We start from the raw sequence: 17,888 nt of genomic DNA, 5'->3' as shown, positions 1-17,888 counted from the left end.
TCAGCAGGGTGGGTGAGGGAACGCCAGGGGGGTTCCGACCGAAAGCCCGAGGAGAGGAAGAGGTGACCTCGGCATGCCCGGACACGGGACAAAGGGGTTCTGCGCATCGGCCGCCGCACTCGCGCTCTGCGCGGTACTGGCCGGCTGCGGGGGACCCGGGGAATCGGCGGGCGGCGGCAAGGTGGTGCTGCGCTACACGTGGTGGGGCAACCCCGACCGCGCGGCACGCACCGAGCAGGCCGTCGCCCTGTTCGAGAAACAGCACCCCGATGTGCAGGTACAGACGTCGTTCTCGGGATACGACGCCTACAAGCAGAAGCTCGCCATCCAGGCCACCGGCGGCGACGCACCCGACGTGATGCAGCTCGACTACCGCCAGATCGACCAGTACGCCTCCGGACACGTCCTGCTCGACCTCGGGAAGGTCAAGGATGATCTGCGCACTAGCGAGATCGACGCGGGTCTGCTGGCCACCGGCCGGGTGGACGGCACCCAGTACGCCGTCCCGCAGGGCCGCGGCACCGAGACCGTGGTCTACGACGTGGCGGCCTGGAAGGCCTCCGGGGTGCCGCTGCCGAAACGGGGCTGGACCTGGAGCCAATGGGCCGACGACATACGGGCGTTGGCGAGGAAGACCGGCAGACCCGGTGCCACCGACCCCGGCCAGAGCGAGGACGCCTTCGAGGTGTGGCTGCGCGGCGGGGCCAAGAGCCTCTACACCAAGGACGGCGGACTCGGCTTCACCGCGGGCGATCTGACCCGGTGGTGGACCTTCACCGACCGGCTCCGCCGGGAGGGTGCCGTCTCCCCGGCCGGACAGACCACCCAGCTCGACGGCTCCGTGGAGAACACGCCGCTCGGCCGCGGCAAGGCCACCGCCGACTTCAACTGGGACGCCCCGTCCAGCGGTTACCTCGCGCTCGTCAAGGGCGGCGTCGCGCTGGCACCGATGCCGTCGGGCGAGGACGGCACGCCCGGCCAGTACTTCAAGCCTTCCATGTTCCTCGGCATCGGGGCCCACACCGGCCACCGCACGGAGGCCGCCGAACTCGTCGACTTCCTCCTCAACGACGGACAGGCGGCGAAGATCCTCGGTGCGACCCGCGGTATCCCCGTCAACGAGACCGTCCGCAACCGGACCGCCTCGCAGCTGAAGGACTTCGACAAGACGGTCGCCGACTTCCAGACGTCCCTGGAAGGAACCCTGAAAAATCCGCCGCAGGCACCGCCCTCCGGCGACAACGCCCTGCAGACCACCTTCCAGCGCGACTACGACCAGGTGTCGTACGCGCGCATGTCGCCGCGCGAGGCGGCCCAGAACTACGTCACCGAGGCGAAGGCGGAGCTGAGGTCATGACCACCACCGACATCCCCGCACCCACCGCACGACCGCCCCGCCCCGCATCCGCCCCCACGCGCCGCCCGGGGCGCGAACGCGAGGGCGCCGCCTGGGTGTTCCTGTCCCCGTGGGTACTCGGCGCAACCGTCCTGACGCTGCTGCCGATGGCTGTCTCCCTCTATCTCTCCTTCACCGACTACGACCTGTTCAACGCGCCGCACTGGGTGGGCCTGCGCAACTACACGCAGATGTTCACCGAGGACCCGCGGTACTGGCGGTCGGTCGCCACGACCCTGACGTACGTCGTGATCGCCGTGCCCCTGCAACTCGCGCTCGCGCTCGTCGTCGCGCTCGCCCTCAGGACCCTGAAGCGCGGCAAGGGCTTCTACCGCTCCGCCTTCTACGCGCCCTCGCTGCTCGGCGCGTCCATGTCCGTCGCCCTCGTCTGGCGGGCCGTGTTCAACGACGGCGGCACCGTGGACAACCTGCTCGGCACCGGCGGGTGGGTCAACAAGCCCGGCTGGTCGCTGGTGGCCGTGGCACTGCTGACGGTCTGGCAGTTCGGTGCGACGATGGTCATCTTCCTGGCCGGCCTGCAGCAGATACCCGCCGAACTGTACGAGGCGGCAGCCATGGACGGGGCCGGCACCTGGCGGCAGTTCCTGTCCGTCACGGTGCCGATGCTGTCCCCCGTGTTGTTCTTCAACCTGGTCCTGCAGACCATCCAGGCGTTCCAGGTGTTCACGCCCGCCTTCGCGGTCAGCGGCGGCAAAGGTGGCCCCGCCGACTCGACCCTCGTCTACACCCTCTACCTGTACGACCGGGGCTTCGTCGCCTCCCACATGGGCTACGCCTCCGCCATGGCCTGGGTGCTGCTGCTCGTCATCGGCGCCGTCACCGCGGTGCTGTTCCGCAGCTCGCGCTCCTGGGTCTTCTACGCCTCCGAGGGGGACCGATGACCACAGCCTCAACTGCCGTGTCCCGCAAGCCCGTTCGCTGGGGCCGGATCGCCGTGCACCTCGGCTGCCTGGCCGCCCTGCTGGTCATGCTCTACCCGCTGGCCTGGCTGCTCGCCACCTCGCTCAAACCCGCCGACGAGGTCATCGCCAGCCTCGACCTGCTGCCCAGCCACCTGGAGTGGTCGAACTACAAAACCGCCCTGGACGGCGTGAACGACGTGTCCATCTGGCGGCTGCTCGGCAACTCGCTGCTGATCGCGGGCGGCGCGGTCGTCGGCAACGTCGTCAGCTGCTCGCTCGCCGCCTACGCCTTCGCCCGGCTGCGATTCCGCTTCCGCGGGCCGATGTTCGCCTTCATGATCGCGACGATCATGCTGCCGCACCACGCGGTGCTGATCCCGCAGTACATCCTCTTCAACAAGCTCGGCCTGGTGAACACCTACTGGCCGCTGATCCTGCCGAAGTTCCTCGCCACGGAGGCCTTCTTCGTCTTCCTGATCGTGCAGTTCATGCGCGGGCTGCCGAGGGAACTGGAGGAGGCGGCGCGCATCGACGGCTGCGGCCCCTTCCGCAGCTTCTTCCAAGTCATCCTGCCGCTGACCCGCCCCGCCCTGATCACCACGGCGATCTTCACGTTCATCTGGACCTGGAACGACTTCTTCACCCAGCTGATCTACCTCTTCGACCCGGACAAGTTCACCCTCACGCTCGCGCTGCGGTCGTTCGTGGACGCCTCCAGCCAGTCGGCGTTCGGCCCGATGTTCGCCATGTCCGTGATCGCGCTGCTGCCGATCGTGCTGTTCTTCCTCGCCTTCCAGCGGTTCCTGGTGGAGGGCATGGCCAGCTCCGGACTGAAGGGGTGAGCGGCATGAGCGACACACGGACGCGTGAACCGGGTGAGGTCTTCGGGCCGCGCATGACCCTGTTCGCCGACATGCTGAGCGTCGGCCTCGCCACGGCGGCGGCCTGTCTGCCACTGCTGACCGCCCCGGCCGCGCTGTCGACGGCGTGCGCGGTGCTGCGGGGCGCACAGGAGGACCAGCCCGTCACCGCGGGCCGCTACCTCGCCCTGTTGCGGCGGCGCCTGCGCGCGGGCGACCTGGTGGCGGGGGCCGTCGCCCTGGCGGGTGCGCTGCTGTTCGCCGCGGACCTGGCGCTGGCTGGGGTGGGGCTGCCCGGGGCGCCCCTCTTCGCGGTGGCGGCCGCCGCGATCGGCGGGTGCGCCGCGCTGGTCGCCCTCAGGGCCTGCGCACGTCCCGAGTCCCTCGACGACTGGCCGGCCGCCCTGCGCGCGGCCGCGCGGGACGCGGCACGGGACGTGGGCGGCAGCGGCCTGGTGCTTCTCGCGCTGGCGACGGCTGCCCTGTGTGCGTGGATGCTGGTTCCGCTGGCGTTCCTGGTGCCCGGGCCGCTGGCGTTGGCGCTCACGGCAGTCGACGTACGGTGTGCTGCTTCGAGGCTCAAAGAGCCTGCAGGGAAAGCCGGTTCGCCGGGCGGGTGATGCCGGACAGGTCGCGGACCGTCATGCTGTTGCGGTCCGCGACCGAGCGGCCGAGCGCGTGGTGCGGCCACAGCCCCGCGGCCACGCGGCGGCTGCGCTCGCCCCATTCGCGGGCCGCGGCACCGCGCGCCTTGTAGTGGTTGACGGCGAACCCGCCCGCATGGATCCGCACCAGGCAGAAGCCGCCCGGGTACTCCTTGACCGCGCTGACCTCCTGCATCGTGACGTGCGGGGCCTGCGGCAGCACCGTGCGCTTGTTGCGGTGGGTGTGGCCCGCGTGATGGAGGAAGACGCCGGGTGCGCCGGCATAGGCGTCGAGGATGGAACGGGCCTGACGACGGCCGAGGCGCTGCCCGCCCGTCACCGGGAAGACGGAGTCCCGCACGGCCAGCGGATGATGCCCGAACACCACGGTGGGCTGGTCCTTGGCCTCCCTCAACCGGGCCCGGAACCACGACAGTTGCTCACCGCCGAGGCCGCCCGAGTCGGCGCCGTTCCCGTCCTTCTCGTAGGTGTCGAGCCCGACGATCCGCAGGCCGCCGAGGTCGCGCGTGAAGTACGACGGCCCGTCGCCGTCGAGAAACCCGTCGCGGAAGGAGTCGCCGCAACCGCCGGTGCAGGAACGGCAGTTGCCGTGTCCGGGCCGGTCGTGGTTTCCGCGGACGACGAAGTAGTCCCGGCCGTGGATGCCGAAACCGTCCAGGATCCGCTTGGCCTCGGCGAGGTCCTGTGCTCCGCCGCCGGCCGAGATGTCCCCTGCGGCCAGCAGCACGTCCGCTCCCCGCAGCCGGGCCTCCTCGACGACTGCCCTGCTCATGATCTCGGGATACGGCGCCAGTCCCTGCTCCTGCCGCACCCCGCGCAGCAGGGGAACACCGGTCACCAGACCGGCGGTGGTCTCACCCAGGTGCAGGTCGTTGCAGAGCGCGATCGACAGCAGATGCCGCCCCGGCGGCGGCTGCGGTGTGGTGAACGAGTACGGGCCGCCGCCCGAGCCGAGGCCGTGCAGGTTGGTGCCGACGGCGTTGCCGCGGACCAGATGCAGCGGGGTGGGCGTCGCGGCCACACCCCGCGAGCGGGCCTGGTAGTAGTACGTCTGCCCCGGCTCCAGGTCCGTGAGCTCCACGTAGTGGTGCGCCACCGGTCCGTCCTCCGCCGCGACGCGGTTGAGGCGGCCGGGGTGGGTGCCGTAGACGACCTCGCCCTCCGTGACCGCGGGCAGCATGTGACCCAGGCCGTCGTCGCTGCCGGGCACTCCCGTGTACCAGGTGATGACGGCGCGGTCCTCGGCCAGGGTGACGAGCTCCAGATGGATCGCGGCCAGGCCGTCGCGGTGACGGTGCCTGCCGCGGCCCGCCGGGCCGCGCAGCGCATCGGCGGCAGCCCGCAGCAGGGCGGGCGTGAGGAGGGCGCCGGACCGCAGGACCTGACAGGGATCCGGCAGGGTCTGCAGGGCGGCGAGGGGAGCGGACAGGCAGCAGCGCATGCCCAAGTGTGCCCGCACGCGGTGAACGACGGCTGTGACGTCCGCGGCGGGGCAGGGTACGGCGTACGACAACTCCCTGGTCGGCGCCCATGCCACACCGGGGTGGCGTGGGCAAACTCACGCCGTGCGGTTCAGCGTGGTTCGCCACGATAGGTGCCGAAGTTCCACCTGTTGCCTTCCGGGTCGCGTGCGGCGAAGTCGCGGGAGCCGTAGTCGGTGACGTGCAGGTCTGCGGTGATCTCGGCGCCGACGGCCTTGGCGCGGGCGTGGACGGCGTCCGGGTCGGCGGTGACGACGTAGGCGCTGAAGGCACCGGGCGGTGTCGGGCCGGTACCGGGCTCCTGCTCCTCGCGCACGGATCCCAGCATGACTCCGCCGCCCTCGGGCCAGCTGAGCTGGGCGTGCTGGACCAGGTCGCCCTCGCCGTACACCACGGTCTCCTCGAAGCCGAAGGCCTCGACGAGGAAGCGGATCAGGGCCCGGGCGTCGTGGGCCCGCAGCGTGGGCCAGACCTGCGGGGCGGGGGGCCGCCCGGCGGTGCCGGACGTGTTGGCGGTATCGGAGCCGGTGGCGTCGGACGTGCTGGTCGTGTCGGATGTGCTGGGCATGGTGTGTGCCTCCGTCTCGCGGGTGTCTGCCTGGACCGGCCGCCTGACGTGACCGGCCGACATCACCAGCGTCACGCGGGCGGGCAGTGCCCGGATTGGATGTTTCGGAACTCCTGCGCCAGCCAGTCGCTCGGCGTGCAGGACGCCAGCGCTGCGAACTCGCGGTCGAGGTGCGACTGGTCCGCGTAGCCGCAGTCGGCGGCGAGTCCCGCGAGGTCGGGCCGGCCCGGGCGGCTCGCCAGACGGCGTCGTGCCAGGTCGAAGCGGATGACGCGAGCGGCCGCCTTGGGGGTGAGACCGATCTCGGCGCGGAAGCGGTTACGCAGGTGCCGCTCGCCGACGCCGGTGTCGGCGGCGAGCTTGTCGACACGCAGCCGACCGCCGGCGGTCAGCAACCGCTGCCAGGCACCGGCCACCGGGCCGGCCAAGGCCGGCCCCGGGCCGTCGTGCAGGGACATGCGCCGCATCAGCCAGTCGTCGACGACCGCGAACCGGGCCGCCCAGCCGGCTGCCTCGCGCACCCTGTCGTGGACCTCGCGCACACAGGCGCCGAGCACGTCGTCGGCGTGCAGATCGGTCCCGGCCAGCTCTCCCGCGGGCAGCCCCAGCAGGACGCGCGCGCCGAGCGGGCTGAGCGCGGCCTGGATGCCGGACTGCCGCCCGGGGATCTCGATGAGCGCGGGCGTGAGGTGCAGGCCGCCCAGCAGGGTCGGATAGTCACCGCCGGCGGCGCCCGGATCGGGATGGGCGGCGATCGTCAACGGCTCGTCGAGGGTGATGATCAGTGTCAGCCACGGTGACGGCAGCCCTCGGTGCCGACCGTGCGGGATGCCGCGCTGGCGGTAGCCGGAGTACCACCCGACCAGCCCCCGCAGAGGCGGCGCGGGGACCCCTCGCACCGACTCGTCCACGATCTCGCCGCCCATGGAGCCATTCTCGCGCGCCGGGGACCTGGCTGCTCCCTCCAGGAGGCCAGGGCCTCGGCGAGGAGAGCGTCGTTGTCCACATGCATGCGGCCAGGGCCGGCCTCACCCTTGGGCGGGGTCGAGGCCGACCGGGACGTGGGTCGCCCCACGTCAGGCGCCCACGTACCCCGCGAGGTGCTCGCCGGTGAGGGTGGAGCGGGCGGCGACGAGGTCGGCCGGGGTGCCCTCGAAGACGACGCGGCCGCCGTCGTGGCCCGCGCCGGGGCCGAGGTCGATGATCCAGTCGGCGTGGGCCATGACCGCCTGGTGGTGCTCGATGACGATCACGGACTTGCCGGAGTCGACCAACCGGTCGAGCAGGCCGAGGAGTTGCTCGACGTCGGCGAGGTGAAGGCCGGTGGTCGGCTCGTCGAGTACGAGGACGGATCGGCTGCCGCCCTTGTCCGCCATGTGGGTGGCCAGCTTCAGACGCTGCCGCTCACCGCCGGACAGCGTGGTGAGCGGCTGGCCGAGGGTGAGATAGCCGAGCCCGACGTCCGCGAGGCGTTCGAGCACCTTGTGCGCGGCCGGGGTGCGCGCCTCGCCCTCGGCGAAGAACTCCAGCGCTTCCGACACCGGCATCGCGAGCACCTCGGAGATGTCCCGGCCGCCGAGGCGGTACTCGAGCACCGACGCGTCGAACCGCTTGCCCTCGCAGTCCTCGCAGGTGCTGGCGACCCCGGCCATCATCGCCAGGTCGGTGTAGATGACCCCGGCGCCGTTGCAGGTGGGGCAGGCGCCCTCGGAATTGGCGCTGAACAGCGCGGGCTTGACGCCGTTGGCCTTGGCGAACGCCTTGCGGATCGGCTCCAGAAGACCGGTGTACGTCGCCGGGTTGCTGCGCCGCGAACCCCGGATCGGGCTCTGGTCGACCGAGATCACCCCGAGCTCCTCGGGCACCGATCCGTGCACGAGCGAACTTTTCCCGGAACCCGCGACACCGGTGATCACCGCGAGCACGCCCAGCGGGACGTCCACGTCGACGTCACGCAGGTTGTTCGCCTTCGCGCCGCGGATCTCCAGGGCGCCGGTGGACTTGCGCACCGCGTCCTTGAGCGAGGCCCGGTCGCCGAGGTGGCGGCCGGTGACGGTGTCGCTGCCGCGCAGCCCGTCGAGGGTGCCCTCGAAGCAGACGGTGCCGCCCGCCGTACCGGCGCCGGGGCCGAGGTCGACGACGTGGTCGGCGATCTCGATGACCTCCGGCTTGTGCTCCACGACCAGGACCGTGTTGCCCTTGTCCCGCAGCCTGAGCAGCAGCTCGTTCATCCGCTGGATGTCGTGCGGGTGCAGGCCCGCGGTCGGCTCGTCGAAGACGTACGTGACGTCGGTGAGCGAGGAGCCGAGGTGGCGGATCATCTTGACGCGCTGTGCCTCGCCGCCCGACAGGGTGCCCGCGGGCCGGTCGAGGGAGAGATAGCCGAGGCCGATCTCGACGAACGAGTCGAGGGTCTGCTGCAGCGCCGTGAGCAGCGGCGCCACCGAAGGCTCCGCGAGCCCGCGCACCCAGTGGGCGAGATCCCGGATCTCCATCCGGCAGGCGTCCGCGATCGAGATCTGCTTGATCTTCGAGACACGGGCGTGCTCGGCGAGCCGGGTGCCCTCGCAGTCGGGGCAGGTGGTGAAGGTGACCGCCCGCTCCACGAAGGCCCGGATGTGCGGCTGCATCGCCTCCTTGTCCTTGGACAGCATCGACTTCTGGATGCGCGGGATCAGACCCTCGTAGGTCATGTTGATGCCCGCGATCTTCATCCGCGTCGGCTCGCGGTGCAGGAGGTCGTGCAGTTCCTTCTTGGTGAACCTGCGGATCTGTTTGTCCGGGTCGAAGAAGCCGGACTCCGCGTAGAGCCGGGAGTTCCAGCCGCCGCCGGTGTATCCGGGGATGGTGAAGGCGCCGTCGTTGATCGACTTGGTGTCGTCGTAGAGCTGGGTCAGGTCGAGGTCGGAGACCGCACCGCGGCCCTCGCAGCGCGGGCACATGCCGCCCACCTTGTTGAAGGTGACCTTCTGCTTGGCACCGCCGCCCACGGAGATCGCACCGGCGGCCGAGACCGAGGGCACGTTGAAGGCGAACGCTCCGGGCGGGCCGACGTAGGGCTTGCCGAGCCGGCTGAACATGATCCGCAGCATCGCGTTGGCGTCGGTGGCGGTGCCGACCGTGGAGCGCGGGTCGGAGCCCATCCGCTGCTGGTCGACGCTGATCACGGTGGTCAGACCGTCCAGGACGTCGACCTCGGGCCGCGTCAGGCTCGGCATGAAGCCCTGCACGAAGGCGCTGTAGGTCTCGTTGATCAGCCGCTGCGACTCCGCGGCGATGGTGTCGAACACCAGGGAGCTCTTGCCCGAACCGGAGACGCCGGTGAACACCGTCAGCCGGCGCTTCGGGATCTCGATGCTGACATCCTTGAGGTTGTTCTCGCGCGCGCCGTGCACACGGATCAGGTCGTGGCTGTCGGCGGCATGCAGCGCGGGCGACTGCGAGTCCGTCCTCTTGGCCGTGGTCATCGTCTCTCCATCTGTCGGGCCGGGGCGGGCACGGGCGTCGGTGGCCGGCGGGCGATCGGGGCTCAGTGGTCCTGCAGCAGTCCGCGGACGTCGCCGTCGGGGTCGGTGAAGGTGGCCACCGGACGGCCGCCGCCGACGTCGTGCGCGGGCTCCTTCACGGTGGCACCCGCGGCGGTCACCTCGGCGGGTTTCGCCTCGGCGTCCGGCACGTGCCAGCAGGTCACCGGCGAGGTCATGCCCTGCGTCCCGCCGCCCGGCACCAGCCCGGTGTGCCGGCCCCCGGCCTCGAAGGCGACGTAGTAGGACTCGTCGGCCACCGGGGGCACGCCCAGCAGGGCGGCGTACACCTCCCTGGCGGCCGCGATGTCGGTCACGGGGTGCAGCCCGGTCTTGATCCCCTGGGTGGGTGAGCCGGCCATGGTCACTCCTGAGGTCGTGGTTCTGCGGTCACGTTATCCGCGGCCCACGGACCGGCGCTTCTCGATTCCTGATCGGTTCCGGAACCCGTTCGGACCGTGCTTCCGGCGCCGGGCCGTCAGCAAAAGGCACGCAGTGGCGCCGAGCGCCACCGTGGCGAGCCCCGACCCGCCGAGTGTCGCCCGCGGGCCCAGCGCCGCGATGAGCGGTCCGCCGAGCGCCGTGCCGAGCGGTGAGGCGGTGAGCAGCACGGCGTTGTTGGCCGCGAGCATCGCGGCCAGGTGCTGCGGTGGCGACTTCGTCTGCATGAGCGTCACGGAGAGCGCCACGAACGGTCCGTAGACCACACCGCCGAAGGTGAAGCACGCGACGGTGACGGCCGTCGGCACGTCCAGCCCGAACGGCAGCAGCGAGAACCCCCAGGCGATCACGATGCCGACCGTCACGGGCCACAGGGGCAGCCGCCGCAGCGCGCCGACCGCCAGCGAGCCGAGCACGGCGCCGAAGCCGAACAGCATCCAGTACAGGCCAAGGAGTGTGCCGGGGGCGTGCAGGTCGTCGGTCACATGCAGCGGCAGGGCCACCTCGACCGGGCCGTACAGCAGGTTGAAGAACCACGTGAGCGTCAGCAGACCGAGCAGCTCGGGACGGGACCGCAGCAGGGCGAGTCCGCCGCGCGCGGCCGCCTGGTCGACGGGGGACACGTGCCCCGACTCCGGCAGCCGGGTGCGCACGACGAGCACGACGAGGAACACGTAGGTGAGGGCGTCCAGGCCGAGCACGAGCGCGGAGCTCGCGTACGTCACCAGCACACCGGCGACGGCGGGCCCGGCGATCGTGGCAGCGAAGGTGAGCGAGCTGACGAGGGTGTTCCCGGCGAGCCGCCGGTCCTCCGGCAGCAACTCGGCGAGCAGCGTGTACTTGCCCGCGCTGCCCCACGCGTGCAGCAGCGACGAGACCGCGAGCAGTACGAGGTACAGCGGCGGCGACAGCAGTCCGGTGAACCGGGCGAGCGGCACGGCGCCGAGGAACACACCGCGCACCACGCTGTCGGCGATCAGCAGCCGCCTGGCCGGCACCCGGCGCAGCCGGCGGCCCAGCACCAGCGCGCCGACCACACCCGGCAGGGTGTACGCGGCGACCGCACCACCTACCCACAGCCCCGCGCTCGCCTGCGGGGCGAGCTCGATGGCGAGCCACGCCACCGCGACGAAGCTCATGCCGTCCCCGAGGCCGGAGACGCCGAAGCCGAGGATCAGCCGCCGGAACACCCGGTCGGCGAGGACCGGCCGGTAGGCGGAGGGAACGAGACGTCGGATCACCGAGGTCACGCTAGGCCCGGCCGGGGGGCCGGCGCTTCTCCTTTCCTGATCGTCCTGCCTCCGGGTGCCGGTGAACAGCCGTCGGTGTTCGCTCGTACCCCTGTGATACGCCTGTCCGTCCGGGGCGGGCGGAACTGCGCCGACAGGGAGACGCACGTGTCACCGCGCCAGCCATCACGAGGACGCACGGTACGCATCACGCCCACGACCCGGCTGGTGCGCGGCGCGACCGTGGCCGGCAGCCTGGCCCTTCTTCCCCTGGCCGCCGCCTGCACCGCAGCAGAGGACGACGACGCCGCACGTTCCAAGCCGGCCAGAACGGCGGGGACGTCGGTAACGGCCGCTCCGGAGGCGGGAGTTGTGGCACCGGCGAAAGTTTTGTTTTCCGGTTCCGCCTCTGTCAGCGTTCGTCGGCGGTGAGCGGCAGCCAGGATCAGTGATGCCGCCGAGCCGCACGGAGAGGTGTCGTGCGTTCGGACCGCCCTGATGGGACCTACTGCCGCGCGGCGGTGCCGCGGAGCCCGAGCCTTGTGATCGTGCGGCGGAGTGCGGTGCGGATCGCCTGCGTCGTCGACGGGTCGAGCGGTGTGGAGAGGTGGTCGATCTCCAGCCCCGCGATGACCGAGAGAATGATCTCCGAGTCCGTCTCGGGATCGTCCGAGCCGAGCCGGCTCGCGACGTGGCTGACCTGGATCTGCAGCGCCTGGCGCCACGCCCGCGAGACGCGTGCGAGATCCGGCCTGCGGGTTGACTCGATCAGGAACTCGTACTCTGCGACCAGGCTCGTTCGTGCCTCGGTCAGCCCGTGGTGGATGAACGCCGCGAGGTGCTCGGCGACGTCGTCGGCATGGCTGCCGCTCTCGACACCCGCAAAGGCGGCGAGGACCCGGTCCGCCTCCCGGCGCGTGTGCAACTCGAACGCCTCAAGGATCAGATCGTCCTTGGTCTTGAAGTAGTAGCCGAGGGCTCCGAGCGGCAGCCCCGCTTCCGCCGCGATGGCACGCATGGAGAGACCGGCGAGTCCCTTGTCCCCGATGACCCTCAGGGCTGCTTCGAGGATGGCCGCCTTGCGGACCCCGCCGCGCTCGGTCAGGACGGGGGTGTCTCGTTGCTGGGCGGACTCGCCGGGCCGGCTCATGTCTGTCGTCGTCCTTCTCACCTGTGGGTGACCGCCGGGCGTCGCCCGCCGGCAATGGCCGCACGGTAGCAATCGGGGCGACCTGCCTGTGCGGTACGCCGTGGCATCCTGTCCCTTCACCTTTGAGACTGGAACGAACGTACCACTCATACCAAGAAAAGTCGGCCGTCCTGCCTGGGGCAGCGACAGTTAATTACCCTTGAAAGGCCAGTGAACTGGCCATTGCCGCCCAGTCCTAATTCCCTTACTGTGACGAACGTTCAACTCAGTCACACCATCGCGCGTCCAGGGATTCGAGGGTGAGTACCACATGAACCCGACCAACGCCGACGGCCGGCCCGTCGCGATCATCACCGGGGTCGGCAGTGCATCCGGCATCGGTTTCGCCTGCGCCAAGCGGTTGGCCGACGACCACTCGCTGCTGATCACCTCGACCACCGGGCGGATTCACGAGCGGGTGGCCGAGCTGGCGGGGAGCTGCCCCGTCCGTGGGGTCTCGGGCGATCTCACCGATCCCCGGTTCGCCGAGTCGGTGGTGGCCGAGGCGCTGGACGCCTTCGGCCGGATCGACGTTCTCGTCAACAACGCCGGCATGGTCTCGGTGGCCGAGCCCGAAGATCCGTCCAGCCTCGCGACGGCCTCCGACGAGCAGTGGCGTTCGGCCCTCTCGCGAAACCTCGACACCACCTTCCATATGACCCGCGCCGCGCTCCGGTCGATGCTCGACCGCGGGTACGGCCGGGTGGTGAACATGTCGTCGCTCTCGGGCCCGGTGATGGCCTACAAGGGCGACGTCGCCTATCACACGGCCAAGGCCGGCCTGATCGGCCTCACCCGCTCGACAGCCATGGACACGGCTTCGCGGGGCATCACGGTCAACGCCGTCGCGCCTGGCTGGATCGCGACCGGGGGGCTCGACGAGCACGTCGACGCCCTCGGGGCGGCAACGCCCGTCGGTCGTGCCGGGCGCCCCGAGGAGGTCGCCGCACTGGTGGCGTTCCTGGCCTCGCCGGAGTCGTCCTACGTCACGGGGCAACTGTTCGTGGTGGACGGCGGCAACTCCATCCAGGAGGAGCGCGGGCTGAGCCCGGCAGGCGGTCCCTTGGCGCTGTTCGCACAGTAGCCCGCCATTCGCCCATTCTTTCTGTTTTGCCCGTGCTGCCCATCGCCAAGAGGAGCGAAGGATGGACCTGAACTATCTGTCGGCCGACGAGATGCTGGGGGCGTTTCGGCGGCGCGAGCTGTCCCCGGTGGAAGTCCTGGACTCCCTGATCGAACGGGTCGCCAAGACCAGCGAGGTCAACGCGGTCGCCGAGGAGATGTTCGACGAGGCCCACGATGTCGCGCGGGCCGCCGAGTCCAGGTATGCGGGGAAGGGACCGGCGCCCCGGGCGCTCGAAGGCGTCCCGGTCGCGGTGAAGGAGGAGATGCCCATCGCCGGCAGGTCTCACCGCTTCGGCTCCCTGCTGACCGAAGGCAACGTCGCGACGCAGACGCAGCCGATGGTCCAGCGCCTGATCGACGCCGGTGCGGTCCTGCACCTGCGGACCACGACGCCGGAGTTCTCGATCGCCGTGACCACCCACTCCGCGCTGTGGGGCGTCACACGCAATCCATGGAACCTCGACTACAGCCCCGGCGGTTCCTCGGGCGGCTCGGGTGCGGCCCTGGCTGCCGGACTCGCCCCACTGGCCACCGGCTCCGACATCGCGGGCTCCATCCGGGTTCCGTCGGCTCTGTGCGGCGTCGTCGGGTTCCGGCCCCCCTACGGACGGGTGCCGTCGTTGCCGCCGCTCAGTCTCGACACCTACTGTCAGGACGGGCCGATGGCCCGCACGGTCACCGACTGTGCTCTCTTCCAGAACGTCATCGCCGGACCGGACCCCGTCGACCAAGCCTCGGTACCTGCTGCTCCACCGCTCCCGACGGCCTTCGGATCGTGTGCGGGACTGAAGGTCGCGCTCGCGGTCACCATCGGTGACTTCCCCGTCGTCCCCGAGGCGGCGGCCAACATCGAGCGGTTCGCGAGCGCCCTGCGGGACGCCGGAGCCGAGGTGACGCCGGTCGAGATCCCGATCACCCGTCAGTCGATCATGGCCACCGCATTCGCCCACTACGGCCTCCTCCTCGGGCCGTCCGTACGGGAGTGCGCGCCGGCCGACGACCCGCGCTGGTCCCGGAACGTCCTCGATGTCGTCGAGGCGTGTGAGGCGGCCCTGGAGAACGTCGGCGCCCTGCGGGTCGTGGAAGAGGAAGGCCGCATGCACGCCGTGCTCGCCGAGATCCACCGCGACCACGACGCCATCATCTGCCCGACCATGGCCACCACCGGCTACCCGGCGGACGCCACGTCCGCGGAGTCCGTCGAGCTCGCCGAGGGTGTGCGGTTCGCCAACCTCGTGAGCCACTGTCTGACCCAGCTCTTCAACATCGCGAGCCGGCATCCGGTCCTCAACGTGCCCTCAGGTCGCGCGGGCAACGGGGTGCCGACCGGCGTGCAGATCGTTGCCCGGCCGTTCGACGATCTGACCGCGTTCCGCCTCGGGGCGGCCGCCGAAGCACGTCTCGGCCTCTGGAGCGACCCGGACTGGCGGCCGAAGCCGGCGCACCATGGCTGAGACGCAACGGTCATCCACCGACGAAGCCGCGGTCGACGACACCGCCTGCGCCGCACCTCGCACCGGCCCGGCGCTGTCGAAGCAGGACGCGACCCGGCTCCTGCACGAGGAATGGGGAATCACCGGTCGGCTCACCGACCTGGGGAGCACCGAGGACCAGGTCATGCTGGTCGAGGACGACAGGGACGGGCGCCGATACGTCCTGAAGGCGTCTCTGGCCGAGGGCGGTGCGGAGGCAGTCCACGCCGAACACCTGGCGGTCCGTCACTTCCGGTCCCGGGATCCGGGCCTCGTGGCGCCGGAAGCCATCCCGACGCTGCGGGACCACGACCTGGTCGACCGCACGGGGCTCCGCGTGCGGCTCTTGAACTGGGTTCCGGGTGCACCGCTGGGCTCCGTCGCGCACCTCTCGCCGACGGCGCTGCGCGGCCTCGGCCGACTGGCCGCGAGATCGGTCACCGCACTCGCCGGGTTCGACCACCCCGGGCTGCACCGCCGCTCTTCGTGGGATCCACGCCACGCGGTCCGGACCGTGTCCGGGCTCACCGATCACTTCACGGACGCGGAGAACGCGCTCATCGAGCGGACACTCGCTCCGATGGACGAGCTCGTCGGCGGCGGGGCCGCCGGGCGACTGCCGGAACAGGCCGTGCACACCGACATCCACGAGTACAACGTGGTCGGTGACTTCGATGCCGACGGCGGGTTCGTCCCGACCGGGATCATCGACTTCGGGGACCTGGTGTGGACGTGGCGGGCCTGCGAGGTCGCGACGCCGATGCTGGCCGCCATCGCACGTGCCCCCGAGGATCCACTGGGAGCGGCGCTGCCGGTCCTCGCCGGATACCTCGATCGGCTGTCGTTGGCCGAGGCCGAGGCGGACGCGGTCTGGACGCTGGTCCGCGCGCGTGCCGTGCTCTGCGCGGCGCTCCAGACCGTCGCGTCGCAAGAGGATCCGGATGACAAGGGGGCGGCCAAGGTCGCCGCCGAGGACTGGCGGGCGTTGCGGTCCGTGGTGGAGACCGACCCGGCGCTCGCGACAGCGGTGGTGCGCCAGGCCTGCGGTTTCGGCGCACCGGAGACCGACCTGGCCGATCTCGTCGCCCGGCAGTCGCCGAGCCCGATCCTCAGCGACCAGGAGTTCGGTCGGCTCCGGCCGGTCGATCTGAGCGTCGAGTCCGAGCTGTTCTCGGCGGGCGACTGGATGGATGGCGCGGCCTTCCCCCAGCTCGGATCCGACACGGAGGTGGCCGTCGGGCGCTTCGACGAGGTCCGCCTCGGTGAGCCCCACCTCAGCGACCGGGCGCCCGCCGCACTGCACCTGGGTGCTGACCTGTTCGTCCCAGCCAGCACCGCGGTCTACGCCCCGCTCGACGCCACGGTGGTCCGGGTAGATGGTCACGCCGTCGTGTTGCGGAGCCGCGTCGACACCACGACGTTCTTCGTCCGGATCGCCGGAGTGGCCTCGCACCTCCCCGTCGGGCACACCGTGCGCCGTGGTGCCGAGGTCGCGCTGGTCGCACCGGCGGCCGGCCCACTGCCTTCCCACGTCCACGTGCAGCTCGGGCTCTCACCCGACCTGCCGGGCTACGGCAGGGTCCGGGACCGTGCGGCCCTCCTGACGCTCTGTGCGGACCCGTCACCGCTCGTCGGGACGCCCACCAGGGCAGAGCGCGGAAAAGCGGTCGAACGCGTGCATCAGCGCCGGGCGAAGTACGTGGCCGGCGCCCAGTCGACGTACTACGGGACTCCCGTGCAGATGGTCCGGGGCTGGCGGTACTGGCTCTACGACAGCGCGGGCCGACGGTACCTCGACCTGATCAACAACGTCGCGATCGTCGGGCACTCCCACCCCGCGCTCACCTCGGCGGCGGCTCGGCAGATGGCGTTGCTGAACACCAACTCCCGCTTCCTGTACGACGCCTTGGGTGAGTACGCGGAACGGCTCGCCGACACCCTGCCCGAGGAACTGCACACCTTCTTCCTCGTGAACTCGGGCAGCGAGGCCGTCGATCTCGCCGTCCAACTGGCCCGGGTGTACACGGGGCGTCGCTCAGTGGTCGTCATCGAAGGCGCCTACCACGGCTGGACCTCGGACGTGTTCGCGTTGGACACGCTTCCCCATGACCGCCCGCGCTGGCGCGAGGAGCTCGACGAACACGTCCACGTCGCCGAGACGCCCGACCCGTACCGCGGACGGCACGGTGCGCGGGTGGAGCCGTATGTGGAGTCCGTGAGGCGAGCCTGCGCCGAAGCCGGCCCGGGTGGTGGCGTGGCCGCGTTCGTGGCCGAGCCCCTGCTCGGCAGCCAGGGAGGAATCGTTCCGCCGCCGGGATACCTGGCCGGCGCCTACGCCGCCGTTCGCGAGGCGGGCGGGGTGTGCGTCGCCGACGAGATCCAGGTCGGGATGGGGCGCACCGGGTCGGCCTTCTGGGCGTTCGAAGGCCAGGGCGCGACCCCCGACATCGTCGTCGCGGCGAAGGCGACCGGCAACGGACATCCCATCGGTGTCGTGGCGTGCCGGCCCGAGATCGCGGCGGAGTTCGGCCGACGGGCCGGGTTCTTCTCCTCCACCGGCGGCGGCCCGGTCTCGTGCCGGATCGGTACGGCGGTCCTCGACGTCCTTCGTGACGAACGCCTGCCGGAGAACGCGCGCACGGTCGGTACGCACCTCGGCGCAGAGCTGGGCGCCCTGGCCGCACGTTTCCCCGAGATCGGCGCCGTCTACGGGGAGGGCCTCTATCGCGGTGTCGACATCGTCGAACCGGGCGCAGGCAAGGAGCCGGCACCCGCCGCCGCGACCCAGATCTGTGAACGCATGTTCGAACTCGGTGTCGTCATCCAACCCACCGGAGTCGAGCTCAACGTCCTGAAGATCAAGCCACCCCTCTGCTTCGACAACGCGGCAGCCGACTACTTCCTCGCCCAGTTCACCCGAGTGCTCGAGGAGCGGGCACAGTCCCGGATGGCCATGACCCGATCGGTTCACCGGCATCCCACGACCATGCAAGGTTGCCCGTGAAAGGAATGAGA

Annotated in this window: 14 protein-coding genes; 7 read left to right on the top strand and 7 right to left on the bottom strand. The window is 70.9% G+C overall.

The window, feature by feature from the left end; all coding sequences use genetic code 11:
* Positions 1-73: 73 nt before the first annotated feature.
* Genes ACYUED_RS03465 through ACYUED_RS03450 form a run of 4 tightly spaced genes read left to right on the top strand, consistent with a single transcriptional unit; the run spans position 74 to position 3,799 of the window.
* Positions 74-1,357: an ABC transporter substrate-binding protein gene (locus tag ACYUED_RS03465; protein ID WP_491290841.1), complete on the top strand. Its 1,284-nt coding sequence runs from the start codon at positions 74-76 to the stop codon at positions 1,355-1,357.
* Positions 1,354-2,298: a carbohydrate ABC transporter permease gene (locus ACYUED_RS03460; protein ID WP_491290840.1), complete on the top strand. Its 945-nt coding sequence runs from the start codon at positions 1,354-1,356 to the stop codon at positions 2,296-2,298. The genes ACYUED_RS03465 and ACYUED_RS03460 overlap by 4 nt, the downstream gene beginning before the upstream one ends.
* Positions 2,295-3,161 (top strand): carbohydrate ABC transporter permease, encoded by an 867-nt coding sequence (locus ACYUED_RS03455; RefSeq protein ID WP_491290839.1) that lies wholly within the window; start codon positions 2,295-2,297, stop codon positions 3,159-3,161. Before ACYUED_RS03460 ends, ACYUED_RS03455 begins: the two co-directional genes overlap by 4 nt.
* A 5-nt stretch (positions 3,162-3,166) precedes the next feature.
* The gene (locus ACYUED_RS03450; protein WP_491290838.1) at positions 3,167-3,799 is read left to right on the top strand and encodes a hypothetical protein; all 633 of its coding nucleotides are present in this window, start codon (positions 3,167-3,169) and stop codon (positions 3,797-3,799) included.
* Here the strand turns inward: ACYUED_RS03450 and ACYUED_RS03445 are convergent.
* From ACYUED_RS03445 to ACYUED_RS03415, 7 genes are all read right to left on the bottom strand, one after another.
* Positions 3,759-5,285, bottom strand: coding sequence for a purple acid phosphatase family protein (locus ACYUED_RS03445; protein ID WP_491294827.1), 1,527 nt, complete (start codon positions 5,283-5,285; stop codon positions 3,759-3,761). The genes ACYUED_RS03450 and ACYUED_RS03445 overlap by 41 nt on opposite strands.
* A gap of 131 nt (positions 5,286-5,416) precedes the next feature.
* Complete coding sequence (locus ACYUED_RS03440) at positions 5,417-5,893, bottom strand: VOC family protein (protein ID WP_491290837.1); 477 nt, start codon at positions 5,891-5,893, stop codon at positions 5,417-5,419.
* A 71-nt stretch (positions 5,894-5,964) separates the two neighbouring features.
* Entirely contained in the window at positions 5,965-6,819 is an 855-nt protein-coding gene (locus tag ACYUED_RS03435) for an AraC family transcriptional regulator (RefSeq protein ID WP_491290836.1), read from the bottom strand.
* Positions 6,820-6,969: 150 nt separating this feature from the next.
* Positions 6,970-9,360 carry an ATP-binding cassette domain-containing protein gene (locus ACYUED_RS03430; RefSeq protein WP_491290835.1) on the bottom strand — a complete coding sequence of 797 codons (2,391 nt, stop codon included), beginning with the start codon at positions 9,358-9,360 and terminating at the stop codon, positions 6,970-6,972.
* A 62-nt stretch (positions 9,361-9,422) separates the two neighbouring features.
* Positions 9,423-9,779: a VOC family protein gene (locus ACYUED_RS03425; protein WP_491290834.1), complete on the bottom strand. Its 357-nt coding sequence runs from the start codon at positions 9,777-9,779 to the stop codon at positions 9,423-9,425.
* Positions 9,780-9,812: 33 nt separating this feature from the next.
* Positions 9,813-11,099 (bottom strand): MFS transporter, encoded by a 1,287-nt coding sequence (locus ACYUED_RS03420; RefSeq protein ID WP_491290833.1) that lies wholly within the window; start codon positions 11,097-11,099, stop codon positions 9,813-9,815.
* 493 nt (positions 11,100-11,592) lie between these two features.
* Positions 11,593-12,237: a TetR/AcrR family transcriptional regulator gene (locus tag ACYUED_RS03415; RefSeq protein ID WP_491290832.1), complete on the bottom strand. Its 645-nt coding sequence runs from the start codon at positions 12,235-12,237 to the stop codon at positions 11,593-11,595.
* Positions 12,238-12,547: 310 nt separating this feature from the next.
* Here ACYUED_RS03415 and ACYUED_RS03410 point away from each other — a divergent pair, with 310 nt between their 5' ends.
* From ACYUED_RS03410 to ACYUED_RS03400, 3 genes are all read left to right on the top strand, one after another.
* Positions 12,548-13,360: an SDR family NAD(P)-dependent oxidoreductase gene (locus ACYUED_RS03410; protein WP_491290831.1), complete on the top strand. Its 813-nt coding sequence runs from the start codon at positions 12,548-12,550 to the stop codon at positions 13,358-13,360.
* A gap of 61 nt (positions 13,361-13,421) precedes the next feature.
* Positions 13,422-14,855 carry an amidase gene (locus ACYUED_RS03405; RefSeq protein WP_491290830.1) on the top strand — a complete coding sequence of 478 codons (1,434 nt, stop codon included), beginning with the start codon at positions 13,422-13,424 and terminating at the stop codon, positions 14,853-14,855.
* The gene (locus tag ACYUED_RS03400) at positions 14,848-17,877 is read left to right on the top strand and encodes an aminotransferase (RefSeq protein WP_491290829.1); all 3,030 of its coding nucleotides are present in this window, start codon (positions 14,848-14,850) and stop codon (positions 17,875-17,877) included. The genes ACYUED_RS03405 and ACYUED_RS03400 overlap by 8 nt, the downstream gene beginning before the upstream one ends.
* The last annotated feature ends 11 nt before the right edge of the window (positions 17,878-17,888 follow it).

Source organism: Streptomyces sp. DF42, from assembly GCF_058267695.1.
Note: the sequence above shows the minus strand (reverse complement) of the source record. Positions and strands in the feature narration are given on the sequence as shown.